Below are 18,087 nucleotides of genomic sequence, written 5' to 3' on the forward strand. Positions count from 1 at the left end.
GTCAGCTTGCCGGCGAACGCACCGCTTCCGTGCTGTCGAGCGCCTGCTGCAGCCTTGTATCGCGGCCGTAGACGTCGTTGAAGTATTCGACCTTGCCTGACAGGTCCGGCCATGCGGTGAAATAGGCGACATAGACCGGGATATTGCGTGTCACGTCTTCGGTCGAATGGCCGTGTTTCAGTTTGTCCTCGATGTAGTCGACCGAGGTGCCGAGCACGGCAGCGGCCATGCCGCGCGGATCCTGCAAGCGAACGCAGCCATGGCTGAGCGCGCGCATGTCGCGCTGGAAAAACGACTTCTGCGGCGTATCGTGCATGTAGATGGCATGCTTGTTGGGGAACAGTATCTTCAGCTCGCCCAGCGCATTGGCCTCGCTCGGCAGCTGGCGCACGCCGTAGGGTATCTTTGCGCCGTAGGCGCCCCAATTGACCGAGGACGAGGGAATGCGCTTGCCGCGGGCATTGACCACCTCGTAGCCGGCGCGATCGAGATAGCCAGGATCCCGGCGCAGCCGCGGCAGCATCTCGTTGACCAGGATCGACTGCGGCACGCCCCAGTAGGGATGGAAGTCGACCTGCTCTATCTGGTCATAGAAGAAAGCAGTCTGGTTGGTGGGCCTGCCAACCACGGCGCGGGTCTTCAGCTTCTCCTCGCCATCATCGATATAGCTCGCGGTGAAAGCCGGCTGGTTGATGAAGACGCGCGGGCTGCCAAGGTCGGAAGGCAACCAGCGCAACTCTTCGAGCGCAACCCGAACCTTCTGAATTTTGTCGGCCTTGGACGTTCCGGCCAACGATGCAACGGTACGCGGGCCGATGACGCCGTCGCCTTTCATGCCGGCCCGTTTCTGCACCGCCTTGATCACCGGCACCAGCTCCGGATCGTAGACCTCGCTGGTAGCGAGCCTCGCCAGGACCTCGCCATAGGCGCCGCCCATCTCGTCATCGAGATTGCGCGCGATCTTTGTCAAAAGCTTCGGCAGCTCGGGGCTGGTCTGCCCCGGCTTCAACAGCAGATTGGGATCGATGGTGATTTCGTCTTCGGCGCTGGCCTGGAGCGCTTCCAGTTCGACGCGCAGCGCCTGATACTCGGAATTCTGTGGATGCCGTGACTGGAGATAAGTGCGCACTTGCTGGGTATGGGCCAGCGTCTTCAGCACCCCTTCCATGTCGAGCGGCTTCGGCGGAAAATCGTAGTAGCCGGTCATGCGGTTGGGATCGACGCGGCCGCTTTGTGCGTCACGGGCGTAGCGCAGGACACGCGCCGACAGCGCCATCTCGAAGCGGACCAGCTCTTTCAGGCGTTCATCGGCATTGCCCACCGATGTGCCTGCTGCCGGAACTTCGACGGTGTAGTCGGCGGGCGTCAGGCCGTAGCTCGCGGCCTCGCCCAGCACCCGCACCGCATCCTGGGCGCGGCTGCTGGGACTGATTCCCGTCACCCAGATGAAATCCGGATTGGCCGAGTAATAGGCGATCAGCGCCTTGGCGATGTCCTTCTCGGCGTAGAGGTCATAGCCGTCGAGGCCGGCAATGGCTTCGCGGAATGCAGCCCCGGTGGCCGCCGGCTCGAAAGCAGCGTCCTGAGGCGTTGCCGGTTCAGGCGCTGCCGACAGTGCCGAAAAATCGACGCGCACCAGCGGATCGCTCTTGTAGGTATAATAGGACGGGCCGCTGATTTGCGCACCACCACCGCCCCCACCACCGGAAGCGGCCGGCGCCCTGGGCTTCGGCTTGTATTTTGACGGTGGCGGCGGAAAGTTACCTTTCGGCGGTGCGTGTTTGACGCCGCCGCCGAAAAGCATGTCGAAGAACCCTTGCGCTTCAGCCTTCGGCGCCGCGAAGGCCAGCATTGCCGCGGCCAGCGCAAACGGCAGCACGGTTGCTTTGTTTCCAAGGAATTTCATGGATCACCCGCTCCGGTTGAACCGGATCCCGTTCCGCACCGCTTTCACGGTCTCGCCCACCCCATGGCGGATGTAAGGCGTGACTACACTGATTCATACTGATTTCGTTAAGCTTTCATAAATTTCGGAACGTCTGTTGCAGAACGGTTTCACAACGTCGTGACGGGGGGAGCGAATCCGCCGTCGCTCCCGACCAATGGTAGTGCCCGTGAGCCAAACCTCAAGCGTTGGCGCCGCCGTCGATGGTCAATGCCGCGCCTGTCACGAAGCGCCCTTCGGGGCCGGCAAGCCACGCAACCATGCCGGCGATCTCGTCGGCCGTGCCGAAGCGAGGCATCGCCATCTTCTGACGCTGATGCTCGGCGTGCGGGCCGCCTGCCGGATTCATGTCGGTATCCGTCGACCCCGGATGGACGACATTGGCGGTGATGCCGCGCGGACCGAGATCGCGTGCAAAGGCCTTGGTCAGGCCAACCAAGGCAGCCTTGCTGGCCGAATAGGCGCTCAGGCCGGCGTCCGTGGCACGCTCGGCCAGATTGCTGCCGATCGAGATGATCCGGCCACCCTCGCCCATATGCGCTGCTGCCGCCTTGGCGGCGACGAACGGGGCCCTGAGGTTGACCTCCATTGTCTCATCGAAATCGGCAAGCGACAGGACATCGATCGGCGCAGCGCGCCAGACGCCGGCGCTATTGACCAGGATGTCGAGCCGTCCGAAGGCTTTTGCTGCCTCATCGACTGCCGCCTCGATCGCCCCAGCATCGCGATTGTCGGCCTTGATGGCAAAGGCCCGGCCGCCGGCCGCCTCGATTTCCCTGACCACCGCACGCGCCCCTTTCTCGCCATTCACATAGGTGATCGCCACGCCTGCGCCGTCGGCCGCGAGCCTTCTTGCGATCGCCGCACCAATGCCGCGGCTGCCGCCGGTGACGAGGGCGGCCTTGCCGTTCAAGCTTCTGGATGACATCTGCTTCTCCATTTTGTAGTGATTGATACATAAATATCTGCCAGTCTTGCTGAACCACGTCAACGGAATTATGTATCGATCAATACAGAAAGGATGCCATGCCGGAACGAGGCCGCCCCCGCACCTTCGATCGAGCCGCCGCCTTGCGGCGCGCAATGGAAGTGTTTTGGGCCAAGGGTTATGAGGGCGCGTCGATAAGCGACCTGACCGCTGCAATGTGCATCAACTCACCCAGCCTCTATGCCGCCTTCGGCAGCAAGGAAGCGCTGTTTCTCGAGGCAACCGAGCTTTACACGCGGGTCGAGGGAACCGAGATCTGGTCCGCGCTGGAAAAGGCGCCGACCGCGCGTCAGGCGGTCGAGCGGTTCCTGCGGCAGACGGCCAGGGCCTATTCACAGACCGGTCGCCCGCAAGGCTGCCTGATCGCGCTCGGCGCATTGCACCAGGACTCAAGCCGCGGCGCCATCTGCGATGATCTGCGCCGTCGCCGCGCCGAAAACCGCGAAGCCTTGCTGAGACGCCTTGAGCGTGGCGTGGCCGAGGGAGAGTTGCCGGCCGATTTCGACTGCGGTACGGCCGCGACCTTCTACGCGACCGTGCAGCACGGCATGTCGATCCAGGCGCGCGACGGCGCGTCGCGCTCGGCTCTTCTGGCGACGGTGGACGGGGCAATGGCGGCTTGGATAGCGATGGCCAGCACCGGGGCGGCATGACGGTCGAAACCGGCTGACAAGAACGATATTCAGGTCACTGCAGAGACGGCTCCAGCCTGCCGGCAACGAAGCCAACGGCACGCTCCACCACACCCCTGTCGGCGAGAATGCGGCGGTGGCCGAGCCCGTCGGCCCAGTAAAGCCGCACATGGTCTCCGGCGCGCGTGTAGAGCCTTGCATGCTCGGCGGACACTTCGCGGTCGTCCGGCGCGTGGATCACCAGCGTCGGCAGCGGCGTGCTTGCGAGCTGGCGGTCACCGGTGAACTCGTGCAACGGCCGGCCGGCGATGCGCTCGACCCGGTCGGCCATGGCGGCCTGCGAGCGCGAGCCGACATTCAGCATGCGGCTGAAATCAGCGAAGATCGCCGGCAGCGAGCTCGGCGCGGCGATAAGCACCAGCCGCCCGGCCGCCAATCGCGGGATGTTCCTGATCGAACCGGCGACGGCGTTGGCGGCAACGGCACCACCGAAGGAATGGCCGACAATGGCCGCGAACGGGCCGAACCATTCGCCGGCAACCCGTGCCGCATCGACCGCACTGACCAGGGTAAGCCGGCGGCCCTGCGACTGGCCGTGGCCCGGCAGATCGAGCGAGACCACCTTGTAGCCGGCATCGCGATAGGCTTCGATCAGCGCGCGCATGTATTCGGTGCGCGAACGCCAACCATGGATGACGAGCACGGTGCCGGCAGTCGCCCTGCCCGGCTCGGGCCGGAATTCATGCACCATGACGCAGCCGGTTCTGGTCTTTAGCCGGTGATGGCGTGCCTGGGTCATGAAATCGGCGGCGCGATCGATTGCGCGGCGCTCGCCTTCGCTCAAGCTCTTCTCGTGCGGCGTGCGGCAGAACAGCTCGAATGCAGCACGCCCGGTGAGTCGCGGTGCCACATGCTCAGCCACGCCGAACGTGCCGCGGATGACCTTCAGTCCAAATGATGCCATAGTGGCGATCCATTCATTGGTTCAAGCATGAACATAATAGTTCAAACATGAACATTAAGCAAGACCTGCCCTGGGACAACCCGCGTTTTCGCAACTGGGTCGCGGTGGCGCGCGCCTGCCATGTGGTGGAACGCACCCTGGCGGTGAAGCTTGCGCCGCTCGACCTGAAGCCGGCGCAGCTCGACGTGCTGATGAACCTCTACCGTCATCCCGGCATGTCGCAGCACGACCTTGCTCGTCGGCTGCTGGTCGGCCGCTCCAACATCACCATGCTTTTGCCTCAGCTGGAGACCCGTGGCCTGCTGCGCCGCGAGGGCGACGAGAAGGACAAGCGCGTGCTGAGGCTGACGTTGACAGAGGCCGGCGAGGCACTGCTGATGCAGGCGCTGAAGGTCCATATGGCGCTGATCGAGAAGGCGATGAGCCAGTCGACGCCGGAACAATGTGACATGATCGGCGAACAGATGCGTAGGGTTGCCGAGGTTTTGAAGACCGCCTGACAGCCCAGTGCTCCACCACCAAATGCTTCACCACATCGATTTTTTCGCGCGCTCGGGCCATTCCTTGTCGTAGACTTCGCCGTCAATGTTCTTGCGGCTGGTGATTTCCAGGATTTGGCCGGGAGTCGGCAGCGATCTCGGGTCGACATGCCTTGCCGGATTCCACAGTTCCGATCGGTGGATGGCGCGGGCGCACTGGAAATAAACCGCATCGATCTCGATGATCGTCACCGAGCGCGCCGGCTTGCCCTCGACGGCGAACGAGGCGCAGAGCCCGGTGTCGGTGGTGATGTGGGCGCGGCCATTGACGCGCAGCGTCGTGCCGGAACCCGGCACGAGGAACAGAAGTGCGACGCGCGGATCGCGAAGGATGTTCCTTAGCGAATCGGCACGGTTGTTGCCGCGCCGGTCCGGCATCATCAGCGTTTTCGGATCGTGGATGCGGACGAAGCCGGCGAGATCGCCGCGCGGCGAGCAGTCCAGCCCTTCTGGCCCGCAGGTTGCGAGCGCGGCAAACGGCGAAGCCTCGATGATAGCTGCGTATTCGCGAATCAGCTGGTCGAGTTCCTTGACCACCGACGCCTCGCCGGGCAGGCCATAGAGCGCTTCAAGCTGTTCGATGCTGGTGATCATGGACATGTTTTCGTCTCCAAAGCTTTGCCGGCGCTACTCCATATGGATGACGTTTTCACGACAAGTGCCCGTTTGCCGGTCATCAGGAAACGGGTGTCGAGGCAACGCAAACAAGGGCAAACCGCTTTACCTGCATGATCGTGCCAACGGATACGGAGGTCAAAAATGGATAAACCGCTCGACCGGCGACGCACCGCCATGGAACTTATTGAAAACATGTTCAATGTTGAAATGCGTTTCCTGCAATCAGGGCCGGACAGCCTCGATGTGCTTGCCGGCGCATTTCATGCCGACATTGTCGTGCATGAGCCGCGCTCCCTGCCCTATGCCGGTGACTGGAACGGCCTCGACGGCGTTGGCGCCCTTTTCCGCAAAATGCGGGAAATCTGGAGCGACGTGGCGGTGGAGGACCTTCAGGTCGCCCAAAACGATGACACGGTGTTCATGAGCTGCTCGCTTTCGCTGACATCGCGGGCCAATGGTGCAACCATCAAACAGCCGTTTGCCGAAGTCTTGCGCTTCAAGGATGACCGGCTGATCGAAGGCACGCCGTTTTATTACGACACCAGCGAGATACTGGCGATCTTGCGTTGACCTGAGAGTCCTGCGGGATGCATTTCAACGGTCGCGGCTCAGCCCCTTCTCTTCCAGTTCGGCGAGATAGGCGGCCCAGCGTGCATCCTTCTCATGACCCAGCGTATGCAGGTAGTTCCAGGTGAAGATACCGGTGTCGTGGAAATCGTCGAAGGTGATGCGCACGGCATAGTTGCCGACCGGCTCGATCTTCAGAATCGCTACATTGCGCTTGCCGGGAACGGTGACGCGCTGTTCGGGCGAATGGCCCTGCACCTCGGCCGATGGCGAGGCGACGCGCAGCAGCTCGGCCGACAATTCGAACGGCTGATGGCCCGGAAAGGTGACGGAAAGCAGCTTGCGGTCCTTCGAGACCCTAAGTTCTTTTGGCGCTGTCATGGTGGTGGATCCTGCGGAGAACTGCCCTTCCCTACGCCGCTTCGCGTCGAGGGAAAAGGCCGCATGGAAAGTTCCGACATGATCTGTCGGCGTCGGAATGTTACCGATGATCGCGAGCTTCTATCTTGAATGCCAAGTTGGCTCGTATCACATAGCCATATATAACGAAGCCGTTCACGCCCACGGGAAGCGCACAAGCATGGATATGATCGATCCTTTCGGTCGCACGATCACCTACCTGCGCGTGTCGGTCACCGACCGCTGCGATTTCCGCTGCACCTATTGCATGGCCGAGGACATGACGTTCCTGCCGAAGAAGGACCTGCTGTCGCTGGAAGAGCTCGACCGGCTCTGCACGGTCTTCATCGAAAAGGGTGTGCGCAAGCTCCGCCTCACCGGCGGTGAGCCGCTTGTGCGCAAGAACATCATGCACCTGGTACGCCAGCTTTCGCGGCATCTCGAGAGTGGTGCACTGGAAGAGCTGACGCTGACCACCAACGGATCGCAGCTTTCCCGCTTTGCCGCCGAGCTCGCCGACTGCGGCGTCAAGCGCATTAACGTCTCGCTCGATACCCTCGATGCCGACAAATTCCGCCAGATCACCCGCTGGGGCAATCTGGACAAGGTCATGGACGGCATCGACGCCGCGCAGGCGGCCGGGCTAAAGGTAAAGCTCAACGCCGTGGCGTTGAAGGACTTCAATGACGCCGAATTGCCGGAAATGCTGCGCTGGGCGCATGGCCGCGGCATGGATCTGACGGTCATCGAAACCATGCCCATGGGCGAGATCGACGCCGACCGCACCGACCAGTATTTGCCGCTGTCGCTGCTGCGCGCAGCACTCGAGCGCCAGTTCACGCTGAGCGATATTCCCTACAAGACCGGTGGCCCGGCCCGCTATGTCCAAGTCGCCGAGACCGGCGGACGGCTGGGCTTCATCACGCCGATGACGCATAATTTCTGCGAAAGCTGCAACCGGGTCCGGCTGACCTGCACCGGCACCCTTTACATGTGCCTCGGCCAGGAAGATGCGGCCGACCTGCGCGCGCCGCTGCGTGCGTCGGAAGGCAACGAGCTGGTCGCCGATGCCATTGACGAAGCAATCGGCCGCAAGCCCAAAGGCCACGACTTCATCATCGATCGCCGCACCAACCGTCCGTCGGTGTCGCGGCATATGAGCGTCACCGGCGGCTGATTTTTCGCCGATTTCGTGCAAGAATAATCGCCTTGGTATCGGCGCGAGGCAAGGCGTGCAGCGGTTTTTTGCAGTCCTGAGGTTTTTCGGAGTGATGGCGGGGACCACGGCAGTTGCCGCGCCATTTACCTACACGAACGAGCGCTTCGGTACCATCTGCACCTTTCCGGATGAAATCTTCACTCTTCGCCAGCCTGAGCCGGACAATGGCGATGGACAACAATGGCTCACTGCCGATGGCGCCAGCCTGATCTGTTCGGGTATCCTCAACATCGATGATGACACCCCGACAGCCTTCGTCTCCGCCGAGAGGGCCAGCAAGGAACCTGGCTACAGGATCACCTACAGCAAGACCGGCAAGGACTGGGCGGTGCTGTCGGGCATCAAAGGTGGGAACATCTTCTATGAACGCCGCCTGTTCGGAAAAGACGGTGTCATCCGCACGGTCTGGATCGACTACCCGCCAGCCCTGAAATCGAAATACGACCCGCTCGTCGATGCGATCGCCGGCAGCCTCAGGGGACCGCGAGCATCCGGCGACGTCAGAACTTATTGGCAGCCTATTGTTTTTGCTAGCAAATCACGGTTGTTGGCGCGTGTAATCATATCGTACGGCAAGCCATTTTTTGCCGCTGCCATTGGCCTGGAGGAAATGTTGCTCGGCCACTTCGTGATTGTCGCCGTCCCTGGAAATGACGAAATCGGAGGCCGTGAACCGCCCTTCGACCTCGGGGCCGAAGCCGACGAAACCAAGCGGCTGGAACAGCAGTGAAATCTTGCCGTCCTCCTCACCACCAAAACTCCAGGCGGGCATGATCCCTGCCGGGAAACGGGTGTCCATGGAGACATACTTCCAGCGGCCCTCCACCCGGTCATAGCTCAAATAGGCTATCCGCTGGAAGTCCGGCATTTTCGACCCGGGCGCCGGGCGCATCACCTCCTGCATGAAGGGACCGATCATCGTGCGCTCGGCCACCAGCCCCGTCATCACGATCGGCTGGGCGCCGGGCGTTGGCCAGATCGTGTTGACGACGGACCATTTCCCGACGCGGCGAGCGAGCTCATCCGCTTCGTGACCCGACGTGGACATCCGTTCGACTGCCGACGCCGAAGCGCCGTTCTCGGCGAACGCAGGCGCTATCGCCATGAGGATAACCGCCAGGGCAGAAGAGAACCGGAAAGCCGACGAAACATGCCGCCTGCTGCCTGTGCCAAGCCAGTCCGCATTGCCTCGTGCATTCATCATGGACCATCTCCCCAACACGATCAGAAGCTTACAATGACCAATTTGGTGAATCTTGCCGAGCAAATTTGATCTCGTCGAAAAATTTTCCTCGAGCCGCAGTGTGACAAATTTGCCCTCCGAACCCATCCTTTAGAACGGCACCTTTTTTGGGGTCACACCCAGAAAAGGTCTTGTCCGCAAACGGTCACCGGATTTACCGGAAGCCCATTCGGGCCTAGCCTCTGCTCTGGAGCGGTTCTTCGCCCAGTGGGGGAATACGATATGCGCAAACTCATTCTTTCTCTTGCATTGCTCAGCCTCGCGGCCCTGCCCGCGGCGGCTCAGTCGATCGGCGGCACCTATGCCGTGGCCGGCACCAATTTCGATGGGTCGTCCTATGGTGGCGACGCGACGATCACGCTGACCAGCGAGACGACCTGCACGATCCATTGGGAGACAGGCGGCTCGTCCTCGGACGGTATCTGCATGCGCAACGACGATGCCTTCTCCGCCGGCTATGTCATGGGCAAGGCGGTCGGTCTAGTCGTCTACAAGGTGCAGGAAGACGGCTCGCTGCATGGCCTGTGGACGATTGCCGGCAAGGAAGGCAACGGCACCGAGGTACTGACGCCCAAATAAGCCCTGCCGCTCTTGCGCGGCAGATGTCACGGGCCACAGAAAGGCTGTGGCCCAGCCCTTTGACGTTGCTGTCTTGTGGGTGCCTGCTAGACGCTTGCTGCAGGACTCACCCGGTAATCGCCTTGCCTCTTTCGCCAAACCTCCGCGGCGCGTTGTTCATGATGGTGGCCATGGCTGGTTTCACTCTCAACGACGCGATCACCAAATTCTCATCGGAATCGATGAACATGGCGCAGGTCATGCTGATCCGCGGCGCCTTCGCTTCGCTTTTCGTTGGCCTGCTTGCGTGGCAACGGGGCGCGCTTGCCCGGCCAGGTTCGATGCTGCAGCCGACCGTTGCGCTGCGCGTCGCCGGCGAGGCCGGCGCCACCGTGTCGTTCCTGGTTGCTCTGGCACATCTTCCGATCGCCAATGTCTCCGCCGTGCTGCAGGCGCTGCCGCTGGCGGTGACGATGGGCGCCGCGCTTGTGTTCAACGAGGGCGTCGGCTGGCGGCGCTGGCTGGCTATTGCCGTCGGTTTTGCCGGCGTGCTGATCATCGTGCGGCCCGGCTTCGAAGGGTTCAGCGTCTTTTCTCTGCTGGCGCTGGCCAGCGTCGCATGCTGCGCGGTGCGCGATCTCGCTACCAAGCGGATCCCGCAGGCAATTCCGACATTGCTGGTGTCGACCGCCACCGCACTTGCCATGACAGTTCTGGGCGCGGCACTGCTTTCGCCGATGGGCGGCTGGACACCGATGACAGGACAAAGCACGGCGTTCCTGGCGCTGGCGGCGGTGCTCGTGCTCATCGGCTATCACTTCATCATCACGGCGATGCGGGTGGGCGATATCTCCTTCATCGCGCCGTTTCGCTACACCGCCCTGCTCTGGTCGATCTTGCTTGGCTTCACGATCTTCGGCGATGTCCCCGATCTGCCGATGATCCTCGGTGCCACGATCATCATCGCGTCAGGCCTCTATGCACTCTACCGCGAACGGATCGTCGGACGGCGAAAAACAGCCGCCGAAAGCACTGGACCGGACATGGCGCCGGACGGCATATAGAGTGACTGTCGACGACTGTCTGATTTGAAAACTGGATTTTGGGCCTAGGCAGCAAACGATGGGCCGACATATCGCAGGGATCATTCTGGCCGGCGGCCGATCGAGCCGGATGGGTGGCGGCGACAAGACGCTGCTTGCGCTTGGCGACGGTACCCTGCTCGACCGTGTCGTTTCGCGCCTTGGCCCGCAGGTCGGACCGCTTGCGCTAAACGCCAATGGCGATCCGACACGGTTTGCCGCGACGGGGCTTCCGGTGCTTGCCGACACAGTCAAAGGTTATGCCGGGCCGCTTGCCGGGATCCTGACCGGCCTCGAATGGGCTTCCGACACGACCTGCCAGGCGCTGGTCACGGCTGCCGGCGATACGCCTTTCCTGCCCAGGGATATGGTCGAGCGGCTGCTCGCGGCAGCCGACGAACGCCCCGCCTCGATTGCGGTCGCCTGTTCCGGCGGCAAACGGCATCCGACCTTTGCACTCTGGCCGCTAGGGTTAGATCAGGCCTTGCGACAATTTCTCGTCGAGGAAGACAACCGGCGCGTTGCGGCGTTCATCGACCGGCACGGTTTTGTCGAGGTGGAATTTCCCATCCTGAAATCCGGCGGGGCCGAGATCGATCCGTTCTTCAACATCAACACTCCCGACGACCTTGCCCAGGCCGCGCATCTGTTGCAGAGCATCGAGCCATGAAAAGACGTATCTTCGGCATCACCGGCTGGAAGAACTCCGGCAAGACGACATTGACCGAAAAGCTGGTGGCGGAACTCGTCCGGCGCGGCTGGAAAGTGTCGACGGTAAAACACGCCCATCATGATTTCGACATCGACAAACCCGGAGCGGACAGCTTTCGCCACCGGCAGGCGGGAGCGATGGAGGTCGCGGTCGTGTCGGGCAGGCGCTGGGCGCTGATGCACGAATTGCGCGGCGAGGACGAGCCGACACTAGACGCGATCCTGTCACGGCTGGCACCGTGCGACATCGTGTTGGTCGAGGGGTACAAGCGCGAAGCGCACAAGAAAATCGAGACGAGACGGCTCGAGGCCAAGGACCGGACACCGCTCTCGGCAGGCGATCCACACATTGTCGCCATCGCCTCCGACTTCCCCATTGTCGGCGAAGACCTGCCGGCCTTCGATCTCGACGACACGAATTCGATAGCTGACTTCATCGAGCGCGCCACAAGCCTGTCGCGCTGAAAATGCGGCAGAAGACAGTTTCCGCCCACTTGCTTCCCAATTTAGGCGTCTGACCCAGCGTCATCGCTTTCTGAACATGACCTTCCCTCAAGCGACGGTTTTGCAGTTGCTTTTTCTTGGGAAAGAATGGGAATATCGCATCAGCGGGCGGTCAAAAGCACCGCCCACAGAGCCGTTCGGGAACGACGGCCGGGACCAACAGAGAGGACCATTATGCGTATTGCACTGCGTATCGCGCTTGCCGCTTCGGCTGCGCTGCTGACGCTTGGCGTTGCCCAGGCCCAGGAAAAGACCTTGAGGATCGGCACCGAGGGAGCCTATCCCCCATTCAACAATCTGACAGCCGACGGCCAACTCGTAGGCTTCGATATCGACATTGCCAAGGCGCTCTGCGACGAGATGAAGGTGAAGTGCACCTTTGTCGCGCAGGACTGGGACGGCATCATTCCCGCCCTTCAGGCAGGCAAGTTCGACGCCATCGTCGCGTCGATGTCGATCACGCCGGAACGCGCCGAGAAGGTCGACTTCACCCACAAATATTACAATACGCCGCCGGCGATTGCCGCGCCCAAGGACACCGACATCAAGGGTGTCACCAAGGAAGATTTGGCCGGCAAGACGATCGGCGTGCAGGCGTCCACCACGCATTTCAACTATTCGACCAAGACTTATACCGACAGCACCGTCAAGCCGTACCCGACCGCACAGGAATACCAGCTCGATCTGGCCAATGGCCGGCTCGATGCCGCCAATGACGACATCGTCGTGCTGCAGCAATGGCTGGATTCGCCGGACGGCGCCTGCTGCAAGCTGGTCGGCACAATCAAGCCGGTCATCGAAATCCACGGTCCGGGTGCCGGCATTGCCGTGCGCAAGGGCGAGACCGATCTGGTCAACCAGTTCAATGCGGCGATCGACGCCATCCGAGCAAACGGAAAGTACAAGGAAATCAACGACAAATACTTCAAATATGACGTTTATGGCGGCGAGTCCTGATCGACCGACATACGAGGACTTGAACGGCGGGAGATTCCCGCCGTTCTTATAAGGATGCCGCGCACGAGGGGTGACGCGGCACGGGTCTCAAAGAGCCTCAAGGAGAACAGGCAGGCGGATGCAGAGCGCACTGACGCTTCTCAGTTGGGGACCCGAAGGCTGGCTCGACGACATCGCCGCGGGTGTGTTTGTCACGGTATGTCTTGCGCTGGCCACTCTGCCCTTCGGGCTAACGCTCGGCTTTTTCGTGGCGCTGGCCAAACAATCGGAAGAGCCGTCGCTGAGACTGGCCGGGAACATCTACACCACGATTTTTCGCGGAATACCCGAGCTGCTCACGCTGTTTCTGATCTTCTTCGGCGTCCCATTGATCCTGCAGTACATTGTCCGGCTGGTGAGCCCCGGAACGTCCGCCGACGTCAACAGCTTCGTCGCCGGCATGATCGCGCTGTGCTTCATTTTCTCCTCTTATTCCAGCGAGGTGTTTTTATCCGCCTTCCGCGCGATTCCAAAAGGGCAATATGAGGGAGGCTATTCGGTTGGCCTGTCCAGCGGCCAGACGATGCGGCTGATCGTGCTGCCGCAGTTGATCCGCATCGCGTTGCCCGGACTTGCCAATCTCTGGCTTATCCTGCTCAAGGACACCGCGCTCGTCTCGGCCGTCGGCCTCAACGAGATCCTCCGGCAGAGCGGGGTTGCCGCTCGCGTCACCAAGCACGCGTTCCTGTTTTACGGTTTCGCCGGCCTCATCTATCTCCTGCTGGCGATCGTCTCCTCCTTCGGCATCAACGCGATCGAACGAGCGGTCGGCGGCAGCGAGGTCAAGAGATGAGCCTTGCCACCGACACGCTGAAAGTCGACCGGCCGCCGCCGCCCGCACGCGGCTGGTCGCGCCAACGCATCCTCGGCCATGTCCTAGTCGGCCTGTGGATCGCTCTCGGCATTGGCATGGTCGTCTACCTGGTCGCTGCGTGGAACCCGGAGTTCTTCCAGAAATATGCACCCGGCTACATATCCGGCCTCGGCATCACCCTGTTGCTGGTTGCCATCTCGATTGTGCTTGGCGCGATCCTGTCCGTGCCGATCGCCTATGCACGCATGTCGAAGAACCCGATCCTTTCGGGGTTCGCCTATGCCTATGTCTATTTCTTTCGCGGCACGCCGCTGTTGGCGCAGACCTTCCTGGTCTACTATGGGGTCGGCTCCTTCCGGCCGGAGCTCGAGATGGTCGGACTGTGGGGCTTCTTCCGCGAAGCGTTCAACTGCGCGATCTTCGCCTTTTCGCTGAATACGGCCGCGTACCAGGCCGAGATTTTGCGTGGCGCGATCGAGAGCGTGCCAAGGGGCCAGTGGGAAGGTGCCGCCTCGCTCGGCCTGCACAAACTGCAGACGATGTGGAAGATCATCCTGCCGCAGGCGCTGATCGTCGCGTTGCGCCCGTATGGCAACGAGATCATCCTGATGATCAAGGGCTCGGCAATCGTCGCCATCATCACGGTCTACGATTTGATGGGCATCACCCGGCTCACCTATGCGCGCACCTTCGACTTCCAGTCGTATATCTGGGCGGCGATCATCTATCTGATCATCGTGGAAACATTGCGCCACGGCGTCGAGTGGATCGAACGGCGCATCACCATCCATCTGCACCGCTGACTCCCATCGCCTTGCCTGATCCGGTAAGAAGACCGCAAAGCAGGCTTCTAAGGGATTCGAAAACATGGCTTCGGTGGCATTTCTTGGTCTTGGCGTCATGGGCTATTCGATGGCCGGACATCTCAAGAACAAGGGCGGTCACGACGTCACCGTCTACAACCGCACCAGGGCCAAGGCCGAGCAGTGGGTTGCCCAGCATGGCGGCAGCTTCGCCGCGACACCAGCAGAGGCGGCCGCGGGCAAGGACTTCGTCTTTTCCTGCGTCGGCAATGACGACGATCTGCGCTCGGTGACGACCGGTGCCGGAGGCGCCTTCAATTCCATGAAGAAAGGCGCCATCTTCATCGACAACACCACGGCATCGGCGGAGGTCGCGCGCGAACTGGCGCAGCAGTCGCAAGCGCTCGGGTTTGCGTTCCTCGACGCCCCGGTCTCCGGCGGTCAGGCAGGCGCCGAGAACGGCATGCTGACCGTGATGGTCGGCGGCGAGCCCGACGCCTTCGACAGGGCCAGGCCAGTCATAGATGCTTATGCCCGCATGGTCGGATTGATGGGATCGGCCGGGGCTGGCCAACTCACCAAGATGATCAACCAGATCTGCATCGCCGGCCTCGTTCAGGGCCTGGCGGAGGGCATCCATTTCGGCAAGAAGGCTGGGCTCGACATCGAAAAGGTAATCGAGGTTATCTCCAAGGGCGCCGCCGGTTCCTGGCAGATGGAGAACCGCCACAAGACGATGAATGCCGGCAAATATGATTTCGGCTTCGCCGTCGACTGGATGCGCAAGGATCTTGGCATCTGCCTCGCCGAGGCCGACCGCAACGGCGCCAAACTGCCGGTGACGGCACTTGTCGACCAGTTCTACAAGGACGTGCAGGCGATGGGCGGCAAGCGCTGGGACACGTCCTCGCTGCTGGCGCGGCTGGAGAAATAGGATTTCACTGTGGCCGAGCTTTCGCCTCAATCCAGCGCCGATGAAATCGTCGCTCATCTGCGCTCGATCGCCTCAGAGGAAAATCGACTTGGCATGCTGCGCTACGGTATCAAGATCGAACGTGCGCTCGGTATCTCGCATGGCGTGCAGCGGCAGATTGCCAAGAAAATCAAGCGCAACCATGAGCGTGCCTTCGAGCTTTGGCAGACAGGCATCATGGAGGCGCAGTTCATCGCTTCCGTGACAGCCGATCCGGAGCGGTTCTCCGCCGCGGATGCAAGACGATGGGCGGCGACTTTCGACTCGTGGGATATCGTCGACGGGGTCTCCGATCTCTTTGTCGATACGGATTGCTGGAAGGAATTGATCGCCGAATTCGCGGTCGACGAACGGGAATTCGTTCGACGCACGGCTTTTGCGATGATGGCCTGGTCGGTGGTCCACCGGAAGAAGGAACCCGAGACGACCTTCCTCGAATTCCTGCCGATCATCGAAGCGCATGCGACCGACGGCCGCAATTTTGTGAAGAAGGCCGTGAACTGGGCGCTTCGTTCGATCGGCAAGCGATCGATGAATTTGCACGGCCCTGCCCTTGCCGTGGCGCTAAAACTGGCGGCCTCGACAGACAGGACCGCACGCTGGATCGGCAAGGACGCCGTGAAGGAACTTTCCGATGCCAAGACGCTCGAGCGGCTCGCCGCCAGAAAAGCTTGACCTGAGCGAAGTGCGCTTCACGGAGGTGACGCAATCGACGCGCGCCGATTTCGAAAACCTGTTCGAGCAACCCGGCGGGCCGAAATACTGCTGGTGTATGGCTTGGCGCAATCTCGACCGCCGCGAGCATGTCGAGAACGACGAGAAGAAACGCGCGATGATGACGCTGATCGACGCCGGCACGCCGGTCGGCATTGTCGCCCAGATCGATGGCCGGACCGTCGGCTGGTGCTCGATTGCGCCGCGCGAGACCTACCGCAAGCTGTCACGGCAGCAGGACGATAGCGAGATGGGCATCTGGTCGATCGTCTGCTTCTATGTACCGAAAGCGCTGCGCGGCGGCGGGCTGGCAAGCGCATTGCTCGACGCGGCCATCGATCACGCCTTTGCCAAAGGCGCCAGGACGATCGAAGCCTATCCCGTCGACCAGGCTTCGCCGAGCTACAGCTTCATGGGTTTTCGCGACATGTTCGTCGCCCGCGGCTTTCGCGAGATCGGCATGACCGGCTCGCGCCGGCATGTGATGCGGCTTGAGCGTTGACCTGTGGGGCAGCGGCAGCTTTACTTGCTGGCATAGGCCGCAGATCAAGGCTCAACAATGGAGCAGCAATGAGCAACCGTCTCAAATCAGGAGCGATCCTGGCGGCCGCGGTGTTCGTGTCCATTGTGGCAGACAGTGCTTGCGCCGGGACGATGCATATTTTCTGGAAGGATCTGCGCCCGGCGACCCAGGCAGCCGCCGAAAGCGTCGGACTGCCGATGATCGCGGCCAAAATGCCCGATCATGGCGAGACGCTGTCTCTCAATCTGCAGGACAAGATCGTGCAGCTCGCGGGCTATGCGCTGCCAGTCGATCGCGACGGCGATCTCGTCTACCAGTTCCTGCTGGTGCCGTGGACGGGAGCCTGCAGCCACATGCCGACGCCGCCGCCCAACCAGATCGTCCTCGTCACGCCTGCACACCCTTACAGGATGTCCGAGGCCTACCAGCCGGTTTCGGTGACCGGCGCCTTGCAACCGGGTATGGAGAAGAGCCAGCTTTTCATTCTTGACGGCGTCAGCGTCATCCAGTCGGGTTACACCGTGCACAAGGCCGAGGTGGTCAACGTCGATACGGTGCCGGACACGATCACGCTGCCGGTCAACTCGCCATGGACTTTCCTGAACAAAAAGAAGAACTAAACAGACGAATCTCAGGCGGCGTTGGCGCCGGATTCCTTGTCGAGCATCATGTAATCCAGCGGCATCTCGGTCGTGTATTTGATCTGCTCCATGGCGAAGGAAGACGACACGTCGCGGATCTCGATCTTGGCGATCAGCCGCTTGTAGAAGGCGTCGTAGGCGGCGATATCGGGCACCACGACGCGCAAGAGATAGTCGACGTCGCCGCTCATGCGATAGAATTCGACCACTTCCGGGAATTCCTGGATGACCTCCGAAAAGCGCCGCAGCCATTCATGGCTGTGCGAATTGGTGCGGATCGAGACGAACACCGTGACCCGCACATTGACCTTTTCATGATCGAGGATGGCGACGCGCCGCTTGATGACGCCCTCTTCCTCGAGCTTCTGGATGCGCCGCCAGCACGGCGTCGTCGACAGGCCGACCTTCTTGGCGACGTCGGCGACTGCAAGCGTCGCATCCTCCTGCAGGAGGCGGAGAATTTTTCTATCAAGGCGGTCCATTGGGTGCTCCCCTGATGCAAGTCGTCCAAGTGCGCAGCGGCCTTGGCACAACGACATGCATAAAAACAAGAATTTAACGCGCGTCCCCTCATGCGCGGCGCGCTTCGAGGAATGGATTACCATAATCCCTCTTGCTCGAGCCTATTACAAGAAAGAAATTCTGCCGCATAGT

At 61.5% G+C, this 18,087-nt stretch carries 21 protein-coding genes and 1 pseudogene; 15 read left to right on the forward strand and 7 right to left on the reverse strand.

The features are described from left to right. Position 1: 1 nt before the first annotated feature. Together NKJ73_RS05585 and NKJ73_RS05590 are read right to left on the reverse strand one after the other, a co-directional pair. Positions 2–1,906 (reverse strand): L,D-transpeptidase family protein, encoded by a 1,905-nt coding sequence (locus NKJ73_RS05585; protein WP_352568638.1) that lies wholly within the window; start codon positions 1,904–1,906, stop codon positions 2–4. Between the two features lie 220 nt (positions 1,907–2,126). Beyond that, entirely contained in the window at positions 2,127–2,873 is a 747-nt protein-coding gene (locus NKJ73_RS05590; protein WP_352568639.1) for a 3-oxoacyl-ACP reductase family protein, read from the reverse strand. 98 nt (positions 2,874–2,971) lie between these two features. On the opposite strand from NKJ73_RS05590, the gene NKJ73_RS05595 reads away from it, so the two are divergent. Beyond that, positions 2,972–3,586, forward strand: a complete 615-nt coding sequence (locus tag NKJ73_RS05595) for a TetR/AcrR family transcriptional regulator (RefSeq protein ID WP_352568640.1) — start codon at positions 2,972–2,974, stop codon at positions 3,584–3,586. Positions 3,587–3,620: 34 nt separating this feature from the next. On the opposite strand, the gene NKJ73_RS05600 is transcribed toward NKJ73_RS05595, so the two are convergent. After that, positions 3,621–4,529 carry an alpha/beta hydrolase gene (locus NKJ73_RS05600; protein ID WP_352568641.1) on the reverse strand — a complete coding sequence of 303 codons (909 nt, stop codon included), beginning with the start codon at positions 4,527–4,529 and terminating at the stop codon, positions 3,621–3,623. Between the two features lie 47 nt (positions 4,530–4,576). Here NKJ73_RS05600 and NKJ73_RS05605 point away from each other — a divergent pair, with 47 nt between their 5' ends. Further along, on the forward strand, positions 4,577–5,029 hold the full coding sequence (locus tag NKJ73_RS05605) for a MarR family winged helix-turn-helix transcriptional regulator (protein WP_352456748.1): 453 nt from the start codon (positions 4,577–4,579) through the stop codon (positions 5,027–5,029). A gap of 27 nt (positions 5,030–5,056) precedes the next feature. On the opposite strand, the gene NKJ73_RS05610 is transcribed toward NKJ73_RS05605, so the two are convergent. Next, a complete protein-coding gene (locus tag NKJ73_RS05610; RefSeq protein ID WP_023675024.1) occupies positions 5,057–5,668 on the reverse strand; it encodes a pyridoxamine 5'-phosphate oxidase family protein in 612 nt (203 codons plus the stop codon). A 159-nt stretch (positions 5,669–5,827) separates the two neighbouring features. Between NKJ73_RS05610 and NKJ73_RS05615 the strand changes: the two genes are divergently transcribed. Beyond that, complete coding sequence (locus NKJ73_RS05615) at positions 5,828–6,256, forward strand: nuclear transport factor 2 family protein (RefSeq protein WP_352568643.1); 429 nt, start codon at positions 5,828–5,830, stop codon at positions 6,254–6,256. A 24-nt stretch (positions 6,257–6,280) separates the two neighbouring features. On the opposite strand, the gene NKJ73_RS05620 is transcribed toward NKJ73_RS05615, so the two are convergent. Continuing rightward, the gene (locus NKJ73_RS05620; protein WP_352456745.1) at positions 6,281–6,634 is read right to left on the reverse strand and encodes a gamma-butyrobetaine hydroxylase family protein; all 354 of its coding nucleotides are present in this window, start codon (positions 6,632–6,634) and stop codon (positions 6,281–6,283) included. A gap of 199 nt (positions 6,635–6,833) precedes the next feature. On the opposite strand from NKJ73_RS05620, the gene moaA reads away from it, so the two are divergent. Next, positions 6,834–7,829 carry a GTP 3',8-cyclase MoaA gene (gene moaA, locus NKJ73_RS05625; protein WP_352568644.1) on the forward strand — a complete coding sequence of 332 codons (996 nt, stop codon included), beginning with the start codon at positions 6,834–6,836 and terminating at the stop codon, positions 7,827–7,829. A 580-nt stretch (positions 7,830–8,409) separates the two neighbouring features. On the opposite strand, the gene NKJ73_RS05630 is transcribed toward moaA, so the two are convergent. Beyond that, complete coding sequence (locus tag NKJ73_RS05630) at positions 8,410–9,201, reverse strand: hypothetical protein (RefSeq protein WP_352568645.1); 792 nt, start codon at positions 9,199–9,201, stop codon at positions 8,410–8,412. A gap of 135 nt (positions 9,202–9,336) precedes the next feature. Between NKJ73_RS05630 and NKJ73_RS05635 the strand changes: the two genes are divergently transcribed. From NKJ73_RS05635 to NKJ73_RS05685, 11 genes and pseudogenes are all read left to right on the forward strand, one after another. Further along, a complete protein-coding gene (locus NKJ73_RS05635) occupies positions 9,337–9,693 on the forward strand; it encodes a hypothetical protein (RefSeq protein ID WP_023675018.1) in 357 nt (118 codons plus the stop codon). Between the two features lie 122 nt (positions 9,694–9,815). Beyond that, a complete protein-coding gene (locus NKJ73_RS05640) occupies positions 9,816–10,736 on the forward strand; it encodes a DMT family transporter (RefSeq protein ID WP_352568646.1) in 921 nt (306 codons plus the stop codon). Between the two features lie 58 nt (positions 10,737–10,794). Continuing rightward, positions 10,795–11,424 carry a molybdenum cofactor guanylyltransferase MobA gene (gene mobA, locus NKJ73_RS05645; protein WP_352568647.1) on the forward strand — a complete coding sequence of 210 codons (630 nt, stop codon included), beginning with the start codon at positions 10,795–10,797 and terminating at the stop codon, positions 11,422–11,424. After that, positions 11,421–11,930, forward strand: coding sequence for a molybdopterin-guanine dinucleotide biosynthesis protein B (gene mobB / locus NKJ73_RS05650; protein WP_023675015.1), 510 nt, complete (start codon positions 11,421–11,423; stop codon positions 11,928–11,930). Before mobA ends, mobB begins: the two co-directional genes overlap by 4 nt. Positions 11,931–12,143: 213 nt before the next feature. Further along, complete coding sequence (locus NKJ73_RS05655; protein ID WP_023717637.1) at positions 12,144–12,926, forward strand: ABC transporter substrate-binding protein; 783 nt, start codon at positions 12,144–12,146, stop codon at positions 12,924–12,926. A 118-nt stretch (positions 12,927–13,044) separates the two neighbouring features. Further along, positions 13,045–13,758: an ABC transporter permease gene (locus NKJ73_RS05660; protein ID WP_352568649.1), complete on the forward strand. Its 714-nt coding sequence runs from the start codon at positions 13,045–13,047 to the stop codon at positions 13,756–13,758. Further along, positions 13,755–14,582: an ABC transporter permease gene (locus NKJ73_RS05665; protein ID WP_023675012.1), complete on the forward strand. Its 828-nt coding sequence runs from the start codon at positions 13,755–13,757 to the stop codon at positions 14,580–14,582. Before NKJ73_RS05660 ends, NKJ73_RS05665 begins: the two co-directional genes overlap by 4 nt. A gap of 58 nt (positions 14,583–14,640) precedes the next feature. Next, positions 14,641–15,516: pseudogene (locus NKJ73_RS05670) on the forward strand (NAD(P)-dependent oxidoreductase); the annotation flags it as partial. A 9-nt stretch (positions 15,517–15,525) separates the two neighbouring features. Further along, on the forward strand, positions 15,526–16,230 hold the full coding sequence (locus tag NKJ73_RS05675) for a DNA alkylation repair protein (RefSeq protein ID WP_254817259.1): 705 nt from the start codon (positions 15,526–15,528) through the stop codon (positions 16,228–16,230). Next, complete coding sequence (locus tag NKJ73_RS05680) at positions 16,190–16,771, forward strand: GNAT family N-acetyltransferase (RefSeq protein WP_352568650.1); 582 nt, start codon at positions 16,190–16,192, stop codon at positions 16,769–16,771. The genes NKJ73_RS05675 and NKJ73_RS05680 overlap by 41 nt, the downstream gene beginning before the upstream one ends. 68 nt (positions 16,772–16,839) lie before the next feature. After that, the gene (locus NKJ73_RS05685) at positions 16,840–17,412 is read left to right on the forward strand and encodes a DUF3299 domain-containing protein (protein WP_352568651.1); all 573 of its coding nucleotides are present in this window, start codon (positions 16,840–16,842) and stop codon (positions 17,410–17,412) included. Positions 17,413–17,423: 11 nt separating this feature from the next. On the opposite strand, the gene NKJ73_RS05690 is transcribed toward NKJ73_RS05685, so the two are convergent. Next, positions 17,424–17,915: an Lrp/AsnC family transcriptional regulator gene (locus NKJ73_RS05690; RefSeq protein WP_023675006.1), complete on the reverse strand. Its 492-nt coding sequence runs from the start codon at positions 17,913–17,915 to the stop codon at positions 17,424–17,426. Between the last annotated feature and the right edge of the window lie 172 nt (positions 17,916–18,087).

It is taken from the genome of Mesorhizobium sp. M0074, assembly GCF_040322975.1.
Lineage (GTDB): Bacteria > Pseudomonadota > Alphaproteobacteria > Rhizobiales > Rhizobiaceae > Mesorhizobium.